17 protein-coding genes are annotated in these 20,316 nt (G+C 36.9%); 6 read left to right on the forward strand and 11 right to left on the reverse strand.

The window, feature by feature from the left end:
• The first annotated feature begins 781 nt into the window (after nt 1-781).
• The 4 genes from PSE60_RS13665 to PSE60_RS13680 are packed head-to-tail and all read left to right on the forward strand — an operon-like array spanning nt 782 to nt 5,573.
• Nucleotides 782-1,927, forward strand: a complete 1,146-nt coding sequence (locus PSE60_RS13665; protein ID WP_272665763.1) for a trans-sulfuration enzyme family protein — start codon at nt 782-784, stop codon at nt 1,925-1,927.
• A 40-nt stretch (nt 1,928-1,967) separates the two neighbouring features.
• Nucleotides 1,968-3,392 (forward strand): Na+/H+ antiporter NhaC family protein, encoded by a 1,425-nt coding sequence (locus PSE60_RS13670; RefSeq protein WP_272665764.1) that lies wholly within the window; start codon nt 1,968-1,970, stop codon nt 3,390-3,392.
• Between the two features lie 16 nt (nt 3,393-3,408).
• Nucleotides 3,409-4,407, forward strand: a complete 999-nt coding sequence (locus PSE60_RS13675; RefSeq protein ID WP_272665765.1) for a D-cysteine desulfhydrase — start codon at nt 3,409-3,411, stop codon at nt 4,405-4,407.
• Between the two features lie 23 nt (nt 4,408-4,430).
• Nucleotides 4,431-5,573 (forward strand): trans-sulfuration enzyme family protein, encoded by a 1,143-nt coding sequence (locus PSE60_RS13680; RefSeq protein ID WP_272665766.1) that lies wholly within the window; start codon nt 4,431-4,433, stop codon nt 5,571-5,573.
• A 143-nt stretch (nt 5,574-5,716) separates the two neighbouring features.
• Here the strand turns inward: PSE60_RS13680 and dmsD are convergent, their stop codons facing one another.
• From dmsD to PSE60_RS13715, 7 genes are all read right to left on the reverse strand, one after another.
• A complete protein-coding gene (gene dmsD, locus PSE60_RS13685) occupies nt 5,717-6,334 on the reverse strand; it encodes a Tat proofreading chaperone DmsD (RefSeq protein ID WP_272665767.1) in 618 nt (205 codons plus the stop codon).
• A gap of 121 nt (nt 6,335-6,455) precedes the next feature.
• On the reverse strand, nt 6,456-7,313 hold the full coding sequence (locus tag PSE60_RS13690) for a DmsC/YnfH family molybdoenzyme membrane anchor subunit (RefSeq protein WP_210840004.1): 858 nt from the start codon (nt 7,311-7,313) through the stop codon (nt 6,456-6,458).
• A 1-nt stretch (nt 7,314) separates the two neighbouring features.
• Nucleotides 7,315-7,932 (reverse strand): DMSO/selenate family reductase complex B subunit, encoded by a 618-nt coding sequence (locus tag PSE60_RS13695; protein WP_196724638.1) that lies wholly within the window; start codon nt 7,930-7,932, stop codon nt 7,315-7,317.
• Nucleotides 7,933-7,942: 10 nt separating this feature from the next.
• Entirely contained in the window at nt 7,943-10,369 is a 2,427-nt protein-coding gene (gene ynfF / locus PSE60_RS13700) for a selenate/tellurate reductase subunit YnfF (protein ID WP_371031518.1), read from the reverse strand.
• A 476-nt stretch (nt 10,370-10,845) separates the two neighbouring features.
• Entirely contained in the window at nt 10,846-11,592 is a 747-nt protein-coding gene (locus PSE60_RS13705) for an energy transducer TonB (protein ID WP_272665768.1), read from the reverse strand.
• Nucleotides 11,593-11,882: 290 nt separating this feature from the next.
• The gene (locus PSE60_RS13710) at nt 11,883-12,350 is read right to left on the reverse strand and encodes a hypothetical protein (RefSeq protein WP_272665769.1); all 468 of its coding nucleotides are present in this window, start codon (nt 12,348-12,350) and stop codon (nt 11,883-11,885) included.
• Nucleotides 12,351-12,718: 368 nt separating this feature from the next.
• Nucleotides 12,719-13,189, reverse strand: coding sequence for a multidrug/biocide efflux PACE transporter (locus PSE60_RS13715; protein ID WP_210840001.1), 471 nt, complete (start codon nt 13,187-13,189; stop codon nt 12,719-12,721).
• A gap of 109 nt (nt 13,190-13,298) precedes the next feature.
• Here PSE60_RS13715 and PSE60_RS13720 point away from each other — a divergent pair, with 109 nt between their 5' ends.
• Both PSE60_RS13720 and PSE60_RS13725 read left to right on the forward strand, forming a co-directional pair.
• Nucleotides 13,299-14,153, forward strand: a complete 855-nt coding sequence (locus PSE60_RS13720; protein WP_272665770.1) for a LysR family transcriptional regulator — start codon at nt 13,299-13,301, stop codon at nt 14,151-14,153.
• Between the two features lie 230 nt (nt 14,154-14,383).
• Nucleotides 14,384-14,818 (forward strand): DUF4822 domain-containing protein, encoded by a 435-nt coding sequence (locus tag PSE60_RS13725; protein ID WP_247605507.1) that lies wholly within the window; start codon nt 14,384-14,386, stop codon nt 14,816-14,818.
• A gap of 82 nt (nt 14,819-14,900) precedes the next feature.
• Here PSE60_RS13725 and yegD read toward each other — a convergent pair whose 3' ends face one another.
• From yegD to PSE60_RS13745, 4 genes are all read right to left on the reverse strand, one after another.
• Entirely contained in the window at nt 14,901-16,253 is a 1,353-nt protein-coding gene (gene yegD, locus PSE60_RS13730) for a molecular chaperone (RefSeq protein WP_272665771.1), read from the reverse strand.
• A 406-nt stretch (nt 16,254-16,659) separates the two neighbouring features.
• The gene (locus tag PSE60_RS13735) at nt 16,660-17,058 is read right to left on the reverse strand and encodes a hypothetical protein (RefSeq protein ID WP_210840564.1); all 399 of its coding nucleotides are present in this window, start codon (nt 17,056-17,058) and stop codon (nt 16,660-16,662) included.
• Between the two features lie 333 nt (nt 17,059-17,391).
• Nucleotides 17,392-18,438 carry a heme lyase NrfEFG subunit NrfF gene (gene nrfF / locus PSE60_RS13740; RefSeq protein WP_272665772.1) on the reverse strand — a complete coding sequence of 349 codons (1,047 nt, stop codon included), beginning with the start codon at nt 18,436-18,438 and terminating at the stop codon, nt 17,392-17,394.
• On the reverse strand, nt 18,431-20,305 hold the full coding sequence (locus tag PSE60_RS13745; RefSeq protein WP_272665773.1) for a heme lyase CcmF/NrfE family subunit: 1,875 nt from the start codon (nt 20,303-20,305) through the stop codon (nt 18,431-18,433). Before PSE60_RS13745 ends, nrfF begins: the two co-directional genes overlap by 8 nt.
• Nucleotides 20,306-20,316: the final 11 nt, after the last annotated feature.

Consider the following 20,316-nt stretch of genomic DNA (forward strand, 5'->3'; position numbering starts at 1 on the left):
TTCGAGCAAATTTGAATTTATAATGAATAGTTCTGCACTAGGCTAAATTGAGATTCTTTAAGAAAAAGTGATTAGAATAATTTATAAAATATATAGTGGTCATGCGTTTTTCTAATAATTTAAATAGCGATAGCATTTTATTTATCATAGTTTGTAATAGTTTACTGTGCTTTTTTTGAACAAAAAAATTGGGGTAATTAAATTAAAAATAACTCAGTTAAATTTAGTCTCTGTGTTTTCCTTATCTTATAAATAGCCCTTATTGCTTGATAATCATTCTTTTACGTGTTGATTTGTATTTTTATTAATCGACTTCTTCTCGCTTTTAAGTGATATAGCTCATTACAAGAAATAAGGTGCAAGAGAATAACTTTCTCTTATATGTCTATTATGCAGTATGAGAAGAGAAAAAATAGGTATGAATACTAGGGTTTATGTTAAATTAACGACAAAATACCTACTAAATAATTACATTGGCTGATGATATATTTAACTTTAATAAAACATTTATTGTTTTGTTTTAGTGGGTTATGCGTTTTTTGTAGATTGCTTGGTTGTGGAAGATAAATAAAATAATAATATTGTGACGGCTCGCTCATTTATGGGGAACGCATCAACATTATGAATTAAAAGGAAATTAATTCTTTAATAGAAAATTTTTCTCTTAATTTGAATAAAGACACCAATTTTTAGAAAAAATTTTCTATTTCCCTATGGCATATTCTTTTTAGCAACAAATATAAAGATATCACTTTTATTTTACTATATTGGGTTTTAGATTATGACTAAGAATATTGCTACAATTTTAATTCATGGTGGAAAGCAGCAAGATACTGTTAATCATGCTATTTTCCCTGCTATAACAACAGCCAGTACTTTTGTTCAGCAAAGTTTAACAGAGCATGGTGAATATTGTTACTCACGTTGCAGCAACCCAACGCGTTATGCATATGAAACCTTATTAGCAGAAATTGAAGGTGGAAGCTATGCAACAGCAACCGCATCCGGTGTGGCTGCTTCAAGTTTAGTCTTAAATTTATTACCAAAAGACTCCCATATTATTGCGATGAAAGGTGTTTATGGTGGAACATTTCGGTTATTTGAACGAGTTTCAACCATTAATAGCGGTCATCAAATAGATTATGTAGATTTGAATAACCTTGATGAAGTTAAAACAAAAATAAAAGACAACACACGCTTAATTTGGATTGAAAGCCCAACTAATCCATTATTAGAGTTAGTTGACATCAATGCGATTTGTTCACTTGCAAAAAAACATAATATTTTAACTTGTGTTGATAATACATTTGCAACAGCTTGGAACCAAAAGCCGTTAGAATTAGGTGCTGATTTAGTGATGTTATCGGCAAGTAAATATATTGGCGGTCATTCCGATTTAATTGGTGGTGCTGTGATCACCCAAAGAGAAGACTTAGCCAGCCGCCTTGATTTTCTAAAAACGACTTTAGGAGCAATTGCTTCTCCTTTTGACGCCTACCTTGCTTTACGTGGATTAAAAACATTAGCGTTACGTATGGCGGCACAATGCAGCAATGCAGCGCAAGTGGCTAACTATTTATCTACGCACCCGAAAGTGGAACAGGTTTATTACCCAGAATTAGCTTCACATCCACAATATGAATTATGTAAAAAGCAAATGCGTACAGGTGGAGCAGTTGTGACAATTAAATTAAAAGGGAATATTGAAGATACTAAAACGTTTTTATCTAAAGTTAATTACTTTGTATTAGCCGAATCATTGGGTGGTGTTGAAAGCATGGTAAACCATTCTGCCACGATGTCACATGGGTCGATGACAAAAGAAGAAAGGGAAAGTATCCATGTATATGACACCACATTACGTTTATCTGTAGGTATTGAAGATATCACTGACTTATTAAATGATTTAGAAAACGCACTATCTTAATTTATTAAAATCAAAATAAAATATAATAAGAGAGCATCTAATGAATGATTATGGAATTTGGACCATTGTCACGCCAATGGTGACGATACTTTTAGCCATTTTTACACGACAAGTTATATTATCATTATTGCTGGGGATACTAGTTGGTTTTACCGTTATATATGATCACAATATACTATTGGGTATAAACGGAACACTCGATGGTATTATTAATACGTTTGCATCACCGGGAAATACAAAAACAATTTTATTTATGGTAATGATTGGCGGTATTATGCGGCTAGTCGTTGTTACTGGCGGTGTGCGCTCATTGGTTAAATTATTAACAAATAAAACAAAGTTAATTAAAAATAAAAAAGCTGTTCAATTAATGGCGATGATTATTACGTCATTAATTTTTATTGAAAGCTCGATTAACCAATTAATTGCTGGAGCATCAACAAAAACATTAGCGAAGAAGTACGGTGTTTCGCCAGAAAAAATGTCCTATATTGTACAAACTTCCTGCGTATCAGTTTGTTCATCAGCCATGATTAACGGCTGGGGAGCGGCGATGATGGGTGTTATTGGTGTACAAATATCTAAAGGTTTAATTACTGGAGAGCCATTTGAAATTTTAGCTGGCTCAATGGTATTTAATATCATGGCGTGGTTTTCTCTAGCTTCAGTATTATTTTATATTTTCTCCAATGTTTCTTGGGGACCAATGAAAAAAGCGGATTTACGCGCAGAGCAGCAAGCTTTAACTTTATTGTCTGCAGAAGAAACTGAGCAGGATGATGAAGATATTATTGAGCATCCTAATTGCCATACCTCTCTTAACTTTTTTATTCCAATTTTATCAACCGTATTAATGGTACCTATTGCGCTTTATATCACTGGTAATGGTGATTTTAGTAAAGGTAGTGGCTCAACATCGGTATATTGGGGAGTCATGTTTGGAACTTTAGTCTCTTTTGTGTGGTTCTTAGCGCGCCGAGTACTCAATATTGAGACTTTCTTTAAAGAGTTATACATCGGCTATGCCAGCATGGTAAAAATTAGCTCAGTGATGATCCTCGCTTTTTTAATGGGAACCGTTTCTTCAGATTTAAACACTGGTGCTTATATAGCTGAAATTACCTCTGGTGTCATTTCACCTGCTTTCTCAATCGGCTTTATCTTTTTAATTAGTGCGGTGATGTCATTAGCAACAGGAACATCGTGGGGGACATTTGCCATTATGATCCCAATCGGTGTGCAATTAGGGCTTTCAGTCGGAATGCCTGTTGAATATATGATAGGTGCAGCAATTGCAGGTTCAATTTATGGGGATATGACATCACCCATTTCCAGTGATGCGATTGTGGCCTCTATGGCAACAGATTGTGACCATATTGAGCATATTCGTACTCAAATGCCTTATGCCACGGTGACTGCCGCTTTTGCGCTGATGGTTTATCTCTATTTAGGTTTCACATATTAATAGGGTGAATAATATAATGAATATTAGACAACGATTAGCTGCAATAAATAAAATAGATCTACTTCAAAGGCCAACACCGTTAGCAAAATTAAATAATCTTTCCGGATATTTAGGCCGTGATATTTATATTAAGCGTGATGATATGACCCCCCTAGCGATGGGGGGAAATAAGCTGCGTAAATTGGAATATATCATTGCAGATGCGACACAAAAAAAGGCTAAGGTGATTGTGACGGCAGGGGCTATTCAATCAAACCATGTTCGCCAAACAGCTGCAATAGCGTCAATGTATGGTCTGGAATGTGTCGCATTATTAGAAAACCCATTACAAAGTTTGAATTCATTATTTTTAAAAAATGGCAATAAACAACTGACAGATTTATTTAATGCTCGCTGTTATTTTTGTGATGAGTTAACCGACCCAAACTCACAAATGCAAGCGTTAGTTGAATCCCTTGGTTTGCAAAATGCTTATATTGTCCCTATCGGCGGTTCTAATGCTTTAGGGTCATTAGGTTATGTTAATTGTGCATTAGAAGTTGCCGAGCAGACTCCTAAAGATATTGAATTTGCCGCAGTTATTGTTGCTTCTGGTAGCGCAGGAACGCATGCAGGGCTAGCTATGGGATTACAATCGGTATTTCCTCAAACACCAGTGATTGGTGTTACCGTTTCAAGAACAGTTGCGCAGCAACAACCTAAGGTAGAAACCTTACAGCAGGAAATTGGTGAATTATTAAACCTGACAGATTTTCCTAAAGTGAATCTGTGGGATCAGTATTTTTCACCTTGCTATGGTCAGCCGAATAACAAGGGCCAACAAGCCATTGAGCTATTAGCTCAAAAAGAAGGAATACTACTTGACCCTGTGTATACCGGTAAAGCCATGGCGGGTTTAGTTGATCATATTTTAAAAGAAAGTATTGATGGCAATCAGCCATTACTTTTTATTCATACTGGCGGAGCACCCGCTATTTTTGCTTATTCTGAAATCAATGTAGCAACGATTAAATAGACTTTTGATAATGCGATTTACATATGAAAATTAATACCAAGGTTATTCATGGTTACCCCATGACAGATAAATATACCGGAAGTTCTTCTATTCCGTTATATCAATCATCCACATTTTCACAAGCCAATATTGAGGAAAGTTACGACCATATTTATTCTCGTTTTTCCAATCCAACGAGAGATGCATTAAGTGAGGCAATTTGCGCGATTGAAAACTCGAAATTTGCTGAGATTTTCTCCTCAGGAATGGCAGCAATAAGCGCAGTATTACTTAATTTTAGCCAGGGTGACCATATTGTTGCCTGCAAAAATATTTACGGTGGTTCTTTCCAGTTAATGACTGAATTTCTGCCTCGTTATGGCATTTCAGTGACATTTGTTGATGCGACTAATCCAATGAACTATCAGCAAGCAATCAGGGAGAATACCAAAGCGTTTTATATTGAAACGCCATCTAACCCTACATTACAAGTGACTGATTTAAAATCTGTTATTGAAATTGCGCAACAGCATAATATTATTACCATCTGTGACAATACCTTTATGACGCCATTGTTATCAGATGTTATCTCTCTTGGAATTGATTTTTCTATTAATAGCGCGACTAAATTTATAAATGGTCATAGTGATGTGATCTTGGGAACAGTAGCAACGAATAATTCAGAATATGCAAGGTGGTTACATAAATCTGCGGTGGCTATTGGCAGTATTGCGGCCCCATTTGATAGCTGGCTGACGATGCGTGGTTTAAAATCAATGGCAATGCGGGTTGAACGAGCTAGTGAAAATGCGCAAAAGCTTGCAGAATATCTGAATGAGCACCCAAAAGTACAACACGTTTTTTATCCGGGGTTAGCTTCACACCCAAACCATATGATCCATATGCAACAGTCTAAAAATGGCGGAATGGTGGTTTCCTTTGATTTGGGTAGCTATGAAAATGTAAAACAATTTTTAGAGGCGATTCGTATTCCACTCGTTGCGGTCAGCTTAGGGGGAATTGAATCAATTATTTCCTACCCTAAAATGATGTCCCATGCGTGTATCCCTGAAGAGGAAAGATTACTGCAAGGTGTAACGGATGGGTTATTGCGGTTCTCATTGGGCTGTGAAGATATAGATGACTTACTCACTGATGCCGATTTTGCTTTATTGCAGGTAAAGTAATTAGGCCATTAGTAACGCATTTTTACTTCTGAGTGATACCTACCACACGCCTAAAAAACGCCCATAATATTTTAAGCCCTCTAAATAGTCAGATTATTTAGAGGGCTTTTACTTCACAAAATGCTTATTTGAACGATATAAAACTAAAGACAAAGCTCTTTATTTGCTGGATTTAATTGAGCAGTTTGTTGGATATGTTTTAAAGTTTCTGTCGCCAGCAGCGCAGTGGCTTCATAAAAAGCATTTCCGCTTTGCAATTGCATTTTCTCTAAATAACGATATACCCAAGGTAAAAAATGTATTTCTAGTAATTCACGTAACAGTTCTGGTTTATTTTCAATCACCCAGGCAGTGAGAAGAAATATTAGCCCCACATGATCTTCGGGTTCTTTTTGATTTAATTCAATATTGATTTGGTTATTACGAAGCCATGCTCTTAATTCAAGTGTCGAAATACCAAAAATAACATTTTCTTTATCAAGATAAACAGAACCCCAAGGTGGTGCAGGTAATGCATAAGGGCCAATAAATAAGCGCTGGTAGGCTTCTTGTAAAGTTTCTGATTCAGAAAGACTATCTTGAAAAAGTTTATCAATACGTTGGCAATCATAATCCTGTGTGAATGGCCATTCAGCTAACCATTCGCTCGTCGTAAATAAATCAATTAGCTTATTTACACGTGCATCGGAAGGGTCATAATAAAATAATGCCCCCAAAGTTTGCGCGCAAAGCGAAAAATCTGCCAATAATTTTTGTTCCATATTTGTCCACTTGCTATGTTGATGATGACGCTTTGGTGCGATCGTAGCGAAACATGCGATTGTTGTCGATGATAAGAAGGTAATTAGTCTCCTTATCATCGTAAAAACAATGGAATAGTCGTTATCCGGCGATAGCCATACCTACAGTCATATGTAGCCCGTAGAAAATGCCTCTACCAATTAATTCACCAAAAATTACCAATAATACGGCGACTAATAGCCCGATAATTGGAGGGTTTTTCATTTTAACATGTGGGTAAATCCAGAAAGCTAGCCCTAATGTTAAGCAAACAGTACGCCATCCCATCAGTGAGGCATAATCTGGAACAAGCTCAGATGCTTTTTGTACTGAACTTTGGATGGAGCCTAATTCAAACCCCTGTGCTGTCACCAAGATACTACTCGCAATCACTGCAACAATACTGATTAATGTAAAGAAGCGGACGTTATTGATATCATAGCTTGCTATGCGCAATAAAAATGCAGCAAGAACAGGACCTGCAATAAAGCTGGTTAGGATAAATTGCAAACTACCATAGTGATTAAACCAAGTTGGGACGGTATCAATTTGGTAAACGCGAGATATGGCATAAATAAATATTGCCGCACAAATAATTGTGACAATTAACCAAATAGTACCGACAGACTTGGGCATCTTCTTCAATAATGACAGTAACCAATATATCCCACCTAAGGCAAAGAATATTGAGCCACTGACTATTTCGTTACTCAGAGCCGAATGACCAACACGTATCATTGAATTGAAGGCACGCATCGGCGAGCCCATATGCAGCATGGAGAGTAAAAAGCCAATTCCCATTAACGCCCACAAACCAAACATGCTCATCACTATTTTATGATGCTGCTCTTGTAAGGGTTTCATTAACAATACCAGAGCCATGAGAATAAATGCACCGGCAACGCTTTGACCTATAACGGTGAAGAAGATTAACGGATATTCATGTAAGCCTGCGCCCATTTTAAACTTCCTCCGGATTCGCTAAATAACCTGTGGTGTCACCAACAGGGCGGCAATTTGCATTGAGATTTAACACAATATTGGGTTTGGTATAGTGTGCTGCGGGTAGAGGTGCTATCTCATTGATTGTGCCGTATTTTGCACGTAGCTCTTCAATGGGCCCAAAATCTAATGCACGTAGCGGGCAAGACTCAACACAAATGGGTTTTTTGCCTTCAGCCACACGTTCATAGCAGCCATCACATTTAGTCATATGCCCTTTAACTGCATCAAACTGAGGTGCACTATAAGGGCATGCCATATGGCAATAACGGCAACCAATACAAACACTTTCATCGACAACGACAAAGCCATCCTCACGTTTGTGCATCGCGCCACTTGGGCAAACTTTAACGCAAGCAGGGTCCTCACAATGGTTGCATGAAATGGAAAGATAATAAGAAAATACATTTTGATGCCATGCGCCATCTTGCTCTGTCCAGTCACCGCCTGCATATTCATAAATACGACGGAAATGAACATCAGCGGATAAGTTTTTAAAATCTTTACAGGCGAGTTCGCACGTTTTGCAGCCCGTACAGCGTTGTGTATCAATATAAAAACCATATTGTTGTGACATACCGGGCTCCTTATAGTTTTGCAATTTCAACTAAGTTAGTATGCTGAGGGTTTCCCTTAGCAAGCGGTGAAGGGCGTTGAGTCGTGAGGACATTAATACACCCGCCTTGGTCTACTTTTTTGCCAAACATATCGGCATCTAACCAAGCCCCTTGGCCCATAGCAGTCACGCCTGGCATGATCCGTGGTGTCACTTTTGCTGGAATATGAACTTCTCCTCGATCATTGAAAACCTTGACCATATCACCCTGTTTAATACCACGCGTTTTGGCATCTATAGGGTTAATCCATATTTCTTGGCGACAAGCTTGTTTTAAGATATCAATGTTGCCATAACTTGAGTGTGTTCTGGCTTTATAGTGAAACCCTGTCATTTGTAATGGGTATTTTTTATTAAGACTATCGGTATGGCTTTCAAAGCCTTCGGTATAGATTGGCAACGGGTCAATTACATCATCTGGTGCTAATTGCCATGTTTTCGCTATTTCAGCTAGGCTTTCTGAGTAAACCTCTATTTTTCCGGAAGGCGTTTTCAGTGGATTAGCTTGAGGGTTATCTCGAAAATCTTTAAATCCAATGACATGCTCATCAGGGCATTTGTGCTTGAAAATACCCACAGTTTTCATTTCTTCATAAGTTGGCATATCAGGGAAGCGTTCGCGGCTTTTTTCACATAAATATTTAATCCATTCGTGTTGAGTGCGGCCTTCGGTAAATTTCTGTTCGACATCAGGGCCTAAGCGTTTAGCTATTTCTGACAAAATTTCATAGATAGGCTTACGCTCAAATTTAGCACTAGTGGCTGGTTGGCCTAAGATCATGTACGACATGTTTCCTGCGGACTCACTAGGAATAAGATCTTCTTGTTCGGTAGGCATTAAATCAGGTAGTAAAATATCGCAATATTTTGCAGAGGCCGTCATGAAGTGGTCGATGCCGACAATCATTTCGCATTTGCTGTCATCTTGTAAAATTTCATGAGTGCGAGAGATATCACTATGCTGATTTATCAATGTATTACTGGCATAGCACCATAAAAATTTAATGGGAACATCTAGTTTATCTTTCCCTTTGATACCATCATGAATGGCTGTCATTTCAGTTCCGCGTTCGATAGCATCAGTCCATGTGAAAACAGAAATCTGAGTTTTTACAGGGTTATCGAGCATCGGGAACCATTCAACACCGGAATCATAAGTACCTTCACGACAGCCTGAATTTCCCCCACTAATGCCAACATTACCAGTAATAATGGCTAACATGGCAATTGCTCGAACGGTTTGCTCACCATTTGAATGACGTTGAGGACCCCAACCTTGAACAATATAAGCGGGTTTTGCTTGGCCTATTTCACGGGCTAACTTAATGATTTTATCTGCTGGGATACCTGTAATTTTAGCGGCCCACTGTGGTGTTTTAGCAATACCATCAGAACCTTGGCCTAAAATATACGCTTTATAGTGACCATTTTGAGGGGCAGAAGCTGGTAAGGTTTTTTCGTCATAGCCGATACAGTATTTATCAACAAACTCTTGGTCGACCATATCCTCAGTAATAATCACGTAAGCCAATGCGGCAGCGAGTGCACCATCAGTACCAGGACGAATAGGTAACCATTCATCTTCTCTACCAGAAGCAGTGTCATTATAGCGGGGGTCAATGACTATCATGCGCGCATTTGAACGTTCGCGCGCTTGTTCGACATAATAAGTGACACCTCCGCCACTCATACGAGTTTCGGCAGGGTTATTACCAAACATCACAACGAGCTTTGTATTTGCAATATCATCGGGACTATTTGCTTCTTGGGAGCCGTATAGGTAATTCATACCTGCACGAATTTGTGCAGTACTATAACTGCCGTAGCGGCTCAGGAAACCACCACATGAATTCATTAAGCGATAAGGAACATTTGAATTGGTGATATTACCGCCATCAACGCCAGTACCATAGAGAACATGTACAGCTTCATTGCCGTAATTTTGCAATATATCGCGCAAACTATTACCAACGGTATCTAGGGCTTCTTCCCATGAAATTCGGACAAACTTGCCTTCACCACGTTTACCTACACGTTTCATTGGGTATTTCAATCTGTCCGGGTGATTCATTCTTCTGCGGATTGAACGACCACGCAGGCAGGCTCTGACTTGATGATCACCATATTCATCTTTCCCTGTCGTATCTGATTCAACCCAATATACCTCATCGTCACGCACATGGAGGCGTAATAGGCAACGGCTACCACAGTTAACGGTACATGAACTCCAAACGGCTTTTTCTTCAGGGGATGTTGAGTTTTGAGTGGTATCGATTGCTTTTGCATTAAAAGGAAGTGATAAACCGCCAACTGCAGCAAATAAACCGCCAGCAGCGCCAGATTTCACGACATTGCGCCTTGAGATAGGGCTATTTAATAATTTATTTTTTGTATTCATTGATATTAGCCTTTATGACCATATTAAATATAGTGTTATTCAAGGGCTATCTTACTCTGACATGTTTAGTTTTTTTTGCGCCATATCAATGAAGTTATATTTGCAAAACTGGTAACTTTCTTATAATAAATAAATATTAATGATAATTAATATCATTGTAATACTTTGAAAATGAAGAGGTTTTATTTTTTTAATTTTCAGTTGAAAACATTGAAAATGTTAATATTGGGTTTTATAGAGAAAATATTTCTCTCGGTGATGATTTTTCGGAAAATAGGGAGAAGACTTTTAGTCATATAGTTGGAAAATAATAATATATTTCTCTGAAATTATTCATTGCTCTAAAGAATCAATGAAATTTATTATTATTTTTTGGAATGAAACATAAATACAGAATAACTAACTATAAAGTGAATATCTAATATCCAATTAAGGTGTAATTTTTTATTGAAAATAATTGTTATTATTAATGGTGGTTAATTAAATTCAATATTGAGAGTGATAGATTGAGCAAAACCTGCTGGTGGCTTACCGACAGAGCGGCTTTTTTGTACTGCAAGTAAAGCGGCTTGATCTAATAAATCATTTCCTGAACTGCTTGCTAAACGAATTAAGCTAATTTCTCCGGTTTGGCTTAATTGAAATTGAATGGTTGCAATACCACGGTTTTTCATTTTTTTCGCACGGCGAGGGTATTGTTTATTTCGCTCAACTTCTTGGCGTAGTTTTTCTCGATAGGCATTAATTAATTGGCTATTAGTGTCACTAGTCGCATGTTGGTTTTTGGGGCCTTTAATTCCTGCCGATGGAGAAGAAACAAGGTCACCGGTTTTTTGTTGTTGTGCGATCGGCAAATCATTTTTAATTTCGGAGTCAGCTTGTTTGCGGGTGTTTTCAGTTCTTTTAGTGAGTTCTTTGGGTTTTACAGGTTCTTTTTGTGTTTTGATCACCTTTTTTTGCTTTTTAGGTACAACAATGGCGGCATTTTCAATAATTGGGCTGGGCTCTATTTTTACCTCACTAGGGAGTTCTATAGGTTGAGGGAGCTCTTCAGGTTCTGCAACGTTGACCGCTTGAGTCAATGCGATCGATATAATCGGCGCATCGTGTTGTGCTTGGTTTTTTAAGGATAATGATTGAGCCGTAACATAGGTTAAGTACCCAATAACAAGAATATGCAGTGTTATGGATAGCGTAAAAGTGATTAATTTCCGACTCATCATAAGACCTCAATATTCTTTCTCGTTGAACCTAAAGAGGATAGACCAAAACAGGTACTAAGTAGTTATGCTTGAGTTATAACTCATAAGATAAAATAACGATTTGAATTATATGTTAATAATTATCAATTGCAAATGATAGTTATTATCAACTTTAGTGGGTGTATATAATTAGAATTTAATGCTTTGATTTTTAATGAAATATTTCTTTAGATAAAAAAGACTTAGTGAGTCACCAAGTCTTAATAAGATTAATTGTGTGATAAATCAGTTAAATATCCTTCTCTATTTTATTATTTTGTCTGGCTCCTGATTAAGTGTTGTTGTACAGCGTATTTGATAGAAGGGGATTGGTTGTTTTCGGTAAAACTCAACGCGACTGCGGCTTTTTCATGTTCATCCATTGCTAAAAAACTTTTGCTAATACCATTAACTTTATCTGTTGCTAAATTACCAGCTTTTAGATGTGAATTAATGGCTGCTTGGTTCGCTGCGGACATATTATTTTCATTAAAACTTAATGCAGTAACTGCCTTTTCATGCGAATTCATCTGTGCAAAAGATTTCGTAATACCTTGGATGCCATTAGGCGATAAATTAGCGGCTTTTGCATGGTTAGCAATAGCGATTTGGTTTGCGTAAGCGGTATTATTTTCAATAAAACTGAGTGAAATAATGGCATTTTTATGGGCGGTTACGTCTGCTTGAGCACTTAAACTAAATACCAGAAAAAGTGCAGAAGAAATAAATAATTTGTTCATCGGAATACCTTTAAATAACATTGCCTAAATTTTGGACAAAATAATGGATAACTTTATATAAATAAGTTTTAAAAATAGAAGTAATCTAATATTTAACTTCCATTTACTGCACTCGAACTTAGGTTTGTTATTGATAGATAAACGTATCTAAGTAGTATTTTTATAAAGTTATCGTAGAACTCATCATTACGATGCCGTAAATATAGGTGATCATGCACAGTGATGAAATTGATATCTATGCATATGATGAGTGCATAAAACGCATTCATCATTTTGTAAAAAAGGAGGGAATTATTTCGTCGTGGTTATCGTATATATAAATAACACCGCATAGATAAGCTACACGGTGTTTGGATATTTAATTAAAATTAAGAGCGCTTAACCGCTGTTTCTGAGACGCGTATTGTATTTTCTTTATTCGCAAACCAACGCTCACGTAAGATGTCATATCCAAGATTAAACGCATAAGTATAAAATAAGAAAAAGGCAAAAAAGCCGATTTCAAGTAAGAATGCATCTAAGAATGTCATTTTAAGTAAAAACGCCAGCATTGGTACACCCATGATCACAAAGCTCAACTCAAATCCAACGGCGTGAAAAATGCGTACTTTGGCTGGGCGAGGCCCCTTAGATAAGGGCCAATAACGGTCAAAAACCATGTTATAAAATAAGTTTAATAGCATTGCCAGTGTCGATAAGACAATAGCGACTGTTCCCATTTGGAAAATTGAGCGTCCTAAAAGCCACGCACTGACCGGTGCAGTTATCGCGATCGCGATGACTTCAAATGAAACCGCATGAAAAATTCGTTCAGTTAATGTTTTTGTATACCTGCTCATAACTACCTCAAAGATATGAAAAATTATTTTTTGGGTAAAAATCGGGTGCAATTATTTGCTTTTTTTTATATATATACAAAATGGCAGCCATCGGAAAAAGCGATACCTCATGAATTATTCTATAGAAACATTGCGTACCTTTGTGGAGGCGGCATCCCTAAAGTCATTCTCTGCTGCGGCTCGTAAATTAAATAAAAGCCAATCAACTGTGAGTACGACAATCAGTGGGTTTGAAGATGACTTGGGTTTTTCGTTATTCGATAGGCAGGGACGTGAATCAACATTAACTTTTGCAGGTAGAAAAGTGTTAAGTTTAGTTGAGGATATTTTATCAGCAAATGAGCGTCTTCAAGCACTTCGAGTTGAACTGCTTCCAGATATTGAACCAAGATTAAGCTGCGCTTTTTCAGATATTTATCAGCCCCCTCATGCTGAACATATTGTAACGACATTAGATAGACAATTTCCGCATCTTGAGTTCGAGTTTTTAATTGCAGAAAATAATGCGGTTATTGAAATGATCCAAAACCAGCATGCTCATGTTGGTATGATGGAATCACGAACAGAATATCCTGCAGATATTTCTTTTTCCCGTTTACCTATTCAAGGTGAATTAGGTTTATATGTATTAAATAGCCATCCATTAGCTAAAGAGAAAAAAATTACTTATCAGCATTTAACAATGACTCGCCAACTACGGCTAAGCAGTAGTAGCCAAATTATTATTAATAGTGAAAAGAACTGGTTTGCGCCTAATTATTTACTATTATTAGAAATGGCAGAACAAGGTGCTGGATGGGCAATATTACCGACATGGTTAGTTAAGCAATTCGGCCATAACCGTTTAATGAGTATTAATTATGATTTATGGCCACGTAAAATTGATGTGGATTTAGTTTGGTCTAAGAATAATCCACCGGGAAAAGCAGGTTACTGGCTGATTAATAAATTACTTAATAGCTAAATTTAAGGAGATTAATTTTAAAATCAATGTGTTTGCGCTATATTTTATTTTGTAAAACAGTCTATATTAAATGTAATAAGATATTATCTTGTAAATAAACGTAATATAATTTTTAAAGTTGGCTTTATATCGCTAATCTAAACTTAATCAAATTGTTGTTTGAGTTAATTTATTAGAGGATAAAAATGAAAAAATTATTAGTACCTACACTCTTTGCTGTTGTATCTACTATGTCATTTGCTGTTAATGCAGCGACAACTCCAGCAGCAAGCCAATCACAGAAGGCAGAACATAAATTAAATGCTTACGAAGAAATTATGGTAGGCAAAGTCTGGGTAACGACAGAAGCTTTAGATCAAGATAAAAAAGAAGTTAGCGCAGAAGATAAGCAAGTTGCAAACTTCTTTGGGGTTGCCGAATACTATCCAGACGGGACTTTTAATATGACCACGTTTGATGGCAAACCCAAAATGAAAGGTGACTGGTCATTTGATGAAAATGGCAAAAGCCGTTCATTAACAGCGAAGGATGATGATGGTAAAGTTTTATTTACTCGTGTCGTTGAAAATGTGACAGTAACACCTGAAGAATATACGTATCGTATTTATCCAGAGCAAGATAGCAAAGATAAGTACTTTGATATTGTCCATAAAGTTAAAAAATAACATTTAAACCAATGCCGCAGTCTAGATATAAAGCTCATTTATTGAGTAATTTATTCTGCGGCATTATTGTTCTATTGCAGCTTTATTTAAAACAGGTTTCCGCCCAGCGTGTTAATCCTGCAGTAACAGAACCAAAATCGTCTCCACGTACTATCGGAATATTAGGTAATTCTTGGCTAATTGCTTGGTGTAATACTGGTGAGCGGGCACTCCCGCCTGTAACGTAAATAGCATCCGGTTTGACCCCACCTTGGTTGACAGCCTCTTTAACTAATTCAATCATTTTACTTTTGGGTGACTCAATTGATTCCACCATTTGTTCATGTGGAATATTCACTTCTAGTTTTTCAGAAATCAATTTAATTTGAGCTAAATAACTTGAGGCGTCTGATAAAGCAATTTTAGCTTCTTCAGCTTTACGTACTAAGCTATAACCTAATGTTTCATTATAAACTTCTAACAATCGAGATATTATTTGAGGTTCTTTTGCATCTTGTTTTAAGCGTGTTAACGCTGTCAAATTTTGTCGTGAGTAAAATTCTTTTTGCGCCTCAACATTATTGATAGCAATCGGGTTCCAAAATTGTAGAAATGGCATTTTAATGCCTGATAAAGATTGGCTTTCCATTCCAAAAAGTGGCATTAATTGTTTTAATGCTAGGTAAATATCAAGGTCATTTCCACCGACTCGTTGGCCGCTATGTGCAAGTAAGGATTGTGTTCTGTCCTGTGTGTTTCGATAAGTAGGTCCCATTTGAATCAATGAACAGTCCGTTGTTCCACCGCCAATATCAACAACTAAGATAATCTGGTCTTTACTTAATGTTGATTCATATTCAAGCCCGGCAGCGACGGGTTCGAACTGAAAAGCAATATGATTAAAACCTGCACGTTTTGCAGCACGATAGAGTATGGATTCTGCTTGTTGGTTTGAAAGTTCTCCGCCACGCCCATGAAAGTTAATTGGCCGGCCAATGACCGTGTCATCAATAACCTGTTGTAAAGAATGTTCTGCAGTGTTCTTTATGTTTTTCATCATGGCGCAGACAAGGTCTTCAAAAAAACTAATTTGAGTATCATGTAAGCCTGAAGCCCCTAAAAAAGATTTTGGGGATTTTACATAATAAACATCTCTAGGGTCGCTCAGATATAAATCTAAAGCAGCTTGCCCAAATACAATATCCTCGGGCATTAAATCGATCCCTTCATCACGGTTAAACGCGAGAGATCTTTTTAAAATTTGCTGTCCGATTTCATTCGAGGGGGCGATTTTACAATGGCGAAATAAATGCTCAGAGACTGATTCTCTTGTTGGCGCGCATAAGGTTGATGGAATATAAACGCTATCGCCTTCTAATGGTAATAGTGTGGGTACCCCGTTTTTCATGACTGCGACAGCACAGTTAGATGTACCGTAATCAAAACCAATAAACATTTCGCCTCCAAGAGTAACGACGTTGAAAAAAGGCAGAGACTTTATATCAAGCAGGAATGAATTACTATCGAAAAAATAGTTCGATATGAAGGGGAAAACTCAAAAGGAGATAGCATAAATTGATCGCATGTTGTCTAGATACTCTGAAAGCACGGAGGCACTATGACAAAATGCAATCATTGTTGAAGGATTGCGTTATTGATATTCATAAAAGGAGCATAATTAATTTAGTTTAAGGTGGGTTAGTGAAAATACCTATCGATAATATTAAGATTATTTAAAACTATTTTTATATAGAGTGTGGTTTGTAATGTAATATTTGATTTTTCCACCTCTTTAACATTTTAATGTAATGTTAAAGAGGTTCTCGGAAATATCTTATTTAAATAGTTTGGTTTATATATTTTTAACTATTACAATATTTATTCCAAATTACATTAAAATCATTATTAGGAAATTCTTTATCATCTCTATCAATTAATGGAATAGAAACAACATTACGGCCGTCATCATGAAGATAGGTTTTGACCACAAAACGTTTAAATGAATATGAGTTTTGGCTAGTGAAAATAAGCACTTCACCGCATACATAACCTAGCATACCATGGTCTAAGGTTTCTCTTATTTCATGATATTTAACATTTTTATACTCGGCCGTTTTGGGAAATGCTAAAAAATCCTCAACTGCTTTTTGAGATTTTTCTACAATATCTAAATCAGGTGTATAGTTACTTACAACGCCTCCTATAAAGGAAGCGCCTGCAATTAGGCCAATGACTAAAAATGAAAATATTTTATTTTTCATAGTGTTTATTTCTTATGTTATTATTTTTGAACCTCCCAATGAATGCCAAAATATAAAAATTAAATGAAAATTCATTGCCATAAGCTAACTTTTAATTGATAATTTCACTTACGGAGATATACTTGGATTACATTTGGGATAATTAACGGTTACCAATCTAACATAAGATTATTTGAAGTAATATAGAGGGGAAACAATGGTAATCAATAAGAAACGAAAAATTACACATTTAAATAAATAGACATTTCATAAAGAATATTTTATCACTATTGTGATAATTCAGTATGTATTAATCCCTAGAGTAACAAAAAAAATAATAATTAAATAAGATTATTATTTTTTGTTCTTCATTATTTTTGCCATATGAATAGCTTCAATGAGTTGAGAACGATTAATACGAGAACTATTACTATCTAATAATTTTTGCCAAATATCAATTGCTTGCTCATAATTTGCATTCATAAAAGCATCTGAAGCGACTAGCATTAAAGCAGTAACTTCTTGTTTATCAAGGCTTAATGCTTTATTGATTGCCGATCTAACATCTTCTGTTAGTTGTTGACCTGCTTGGTAATATAAAACGGTTGCAATAGCGGAGTATACCTGAGCATTTTCTCCACCATATTTTAACGCTCTTTGATAAGCAATTAATGCGTTATCATAACTATTTTGATAGAGATAATATTCACCTAGTGTAGCCCAAAGCTCACTATTTTTAGGTGATTGGCGAATATCATCTTGCAAGCGGAATAAATCATTTTGTTCTTGCTGCAATGGTGTGAATGAGAGTAGAGGATCTGAAATACGTTGGTATTCCTGGTAGGCTAATTCAAACCGAGGTGAAAAAAAGTAACCAATAACAGCTGACACAATTAATATGGCGAGTAACTTATTCATATGCCATTGCTTTGCAACTGATGGCGCTGTTACATCTTCTGGCAATAATCGCTCGAATATCTGCTGATGGTGAAAATTGTTCTCTATAAGCGGCTGTTTTTGTGACCGAACAAATTTGAAAATGAAATAAAAAATACCAATCAGAGCAATACCCGGTAATCCCCAAAGCAGTGCGGTGCCAATAGTCAGGGGAGGGTTATACAGCACGAAATCACCATATCGCTCGGTCATATAATGCATGATTTGCGCTTTATCTTTTCCCTCTGCAACCATTTTAAAAACTTGGTGGCGCATACTTACTGCAGTGGGTGCATTGGATTCGAGTAAATTTTGGTTTTGGCACTGCGGACAACGTAATTGTGAGGCTATGTGCAAAGAATATTCTTGTTCTTCAATAGAATTAAATTGCCACACATCAACAATCTGAGCATTGGATATAAAAGAGCAAAATAGGAAAAATAGTGCTAATAGGGTTTTAAGCATTTTTTACTCTCCCTTTTATCCAGCTTATTAATAAGCCAAAACACATTACAAACGCACCGCTCCAAATCCATTGAATGCCATCTTGTACGTAAAGGCGTATTGCATAGCTATTTGTTCCCGTTTTTTCACCTAATACCGCATACCAATTACGTAGCCACCCCCAATATATACCAGGTTCAATCATTAATTGCTGGCGAGCAGTATAAAACCGGCGCTCGGTAATTAACTGGTGTAATGGTTGGTTAGCTTTGCGAATTTGTATAATGGCTTTTTCGGTAGTGTAATTAGATTTAGCTTCAAGTTGTAACTCGTTGAATTGAAATTGATAACCTGCGAGTGAAATAGATTGCCCAACAGAAAGACTAACACTGGTTTCATGGTGGCTACCAATTGATAAGGCAATGCCAGCCGCAAAAATCACAACCCCTGTATGAGCGATAAGGGAAGGGAATTGTTGGCGGATAGCATCGATGGGGCGTAGCCAAAAGATAAGTAGAATCGCAAATAAAAAACCACAAGAAAGAGCGATAACAAGCCCTTTAGACCAAAGAGATAAGCTTACTAACACACTGAGAAGTATAATTAAAAGAATACGCCATTGGGCTTTAATCCGAGTTTTGTTAAGCGGATAAATGGCACTTACTGCTATTATGATTAGCATCAAAATACCAAATGGTAATAATGCTTGGTTAAAATAAGGTGCCCCAACCGATATTTTTCCCCAACCAAATAACGTGTAAATCATCGGGTAAAGTGTGCCCGTCAGGACAATAAATAATACAGTAGAAAATAAGATTAAAGTGAGTAATAAGTGAAGCTGACGGCGATTAGTTTTAGTTGGCAAATTATCGATGTTTTTAGCTTTCCAACCATATATACATAAAGCACCAAAACTCAGAAAACTGAACAATAAAAAGAGAGGAACAGCCCTAACGTTATCTAAAGCAAACGCGTGAACAGACATTAAAATACCTGAGCGTACAATCAACGTGCCCAATAGAGATAAAATAAACGTGAGGATCGCCAGTAATATTGACCAATGACGATAATGACCCGTTTTATGTGAAACGGTAAGGCTATGGAATAACGCAGTTGCACTTAGCCATGGTAACAGCGATGCATTTTCAACTGGGTCCCAAAACCACCATCCACCCCAACCAAGTTCACTGTATGCCCACCATGAACCCAGTGTGATACCCAAAGTGAGTATGCACCAACTAGGAACGACAAAGCGCCAACAAAGCCCTGCAACAGTTTGGTTGAATTGCCCGCACAGCGTGGATGCCAGTGCCAAGGCGGTCACGACCATTAACCCGCTATAACCTAAATAAAGTAGTGGGGGGTGTAATATCAATCCCCAATGTTGCAGCATTGGGTTGAGATCTCGCCCTTCAACAGCAGGTGGGAAAATGCGGACAAAAGGGTCGGAATAAAAGACGATAAACAGTAATAATGCGGTACTAATAATAGCAAGTAAGGTTAAAGTGAGAGGAAATACGGAGTGAGTTTGCTGACGATAACGCCATGCAAATAGGCAACTCCAAGCAGAGATAAACAGTAGCCAAAGAAATATTGAGCCTTCATGGCCTCCCCATACTGCCGCAATTTTAATATATAACGGCGATAGCCGATGGCTATGTTGCGCCACATACACAACTGAAAAATCACTTTGAATAAAGCTGAGAGTTAAACAAACATAGGCAACGAGCAAGAAAAGAAATTGTAAGTAGGTCCAAAGAATATTCCGAGGCATTTGCCTCGGAATATGGCGGAAAAAACCAATAACTCCAAACAATGCTTGAAAACAGGCAATACAGAGTGCCAATGCGAGGCAGAGAAAGCCAATTTCTGGGAGTATTAGTTCCAATGATTACCCTT

It is taken from the genome of Providencia sp. PROV174, from assembly GCF_028480685.1.
GTDB lineage: Bacteria > Pseudomonadota > Gammaproteobacteria > Enterobacterales > Enterobacteriaceae > Providencia > Providencia rettgeri.

What these genes read in the sequence shown, in the direction of transcription:
- PSE60_RS13690 (WP_210840004.1), bottom strand. Translation starts at nt 7,313, where the DNA reads ATGGGCGCAGGCTTACATGAATATCCGTTAATCTTCTTCACCGTTATA.
- PSE60_RS13725 (WP_247605507.1), top strand. Translation starts at nt 14,384, where the DNA reads ATGTCATTTGCTGTTAATGCAGCGACAACTCCAGCAGCAAGCCAATCA.
- PSE60_RS13735 (WP_210840564.1), bottom strand. Translation starts at nt 17,058, where the DNA reads ATGAAAAATAAAATATTTTCATTTTTAGTCATTGGCCTAATTGCAGGC.
- PSE60_RS13675 (WP_272665765.1), top strand. Translation starts at nt 3,409, where the DNA reads ATGAATATTAGACAACGATTAGCTGCAATAAATAAAATAGATCTACTT.
- PSE60_RS13695 (WP_196724638.1), bottom strand. Translation starts at nt 7,932, where the DNA reads ATGTCACAACAATATGGTTTTTATATTGATACACAACGCTGTACGGGC.
- PSE60_RS13705 (WP_272665768.1), bottom strand. Translation starts at nt 11,592, where the DNA reads ATGATGAGTCGGAAATTAATCACTTTTACGCTATCCATAACACTGCAT.
- nrfF (WP_272665772.1), bottom strand. Translation starts at nt 18,438, where the DNA reads ATGCTTAAAACCCTATTAGCACTATTTTTCCTATTTTGCTCTTTTATA.
- PSE60_RS13720 (WP_272665770.1), top strand. Translation starts at nt 13,299, where the DNA reads ATGAATTATTCTATAGAAACATTGCGTACCTTTGTGGAGGCGGCATCC.
- PSE60_RS13670 (WP_272665764.1), top strand. Translation starts at nt 1,968, where the DNA reads ATGAATGATTATGGAATTTGGACCATTGTCACGCCAATGGTGACGATA.
- yegD (WP_272665771.1), bottom strand. Translation starts at nt 16,253, where the DNA reads ATGTTTATTGGTTTTGATTACGGTACATCTAACTGTGCTGTCGCAGTC.
- PSE60_RS13715 (WP_210840001.1), bottom strand. Translation starts at nt 13,189, where the DNA reads ATGAGCAGGTATACAAAAACATTAACTGAACGAATTTTTCATGCGGTT.
- PSE60_RS13680 (WP_272665766.1), top strand. Translation starts at nt 4,431, where the DNA reads ATGAAAATTAATACCAAGGTTATTCATGGTTACCCCATGACAGATAAA.
- PSE60_RS13710 (WP_272665769.1), bottom strand. Translation starts at nt 12,350, where the DNA reads ATGAACAAATTATTTATTTCTTCTGCACTTTTTCTGGTATTTAGTTTA.
- dmsD (WP_272665767.1), bottom strand. Translation starts at nt 6,334, where the DNA reads ATGGAACAAAAATTATTGGCAGATTTTTCGCTTTGCGCGCAAACTTTG.
- PSE60_RS13665 (WP_272665763.1), top strand. Translation starts at nt 782, where the DNA reads ATGACTAAGAATATTGCTACAATTTTAATTCATGGTGGAAAGCAGCAA.
- ynfF (WP_371031518.1), bottom strand. Translation starts at nt 10,369, where the DNA reads ATGAATACAAAAAATAAATTATTAAATAGCCCTATCTCAAGGCGCAAT.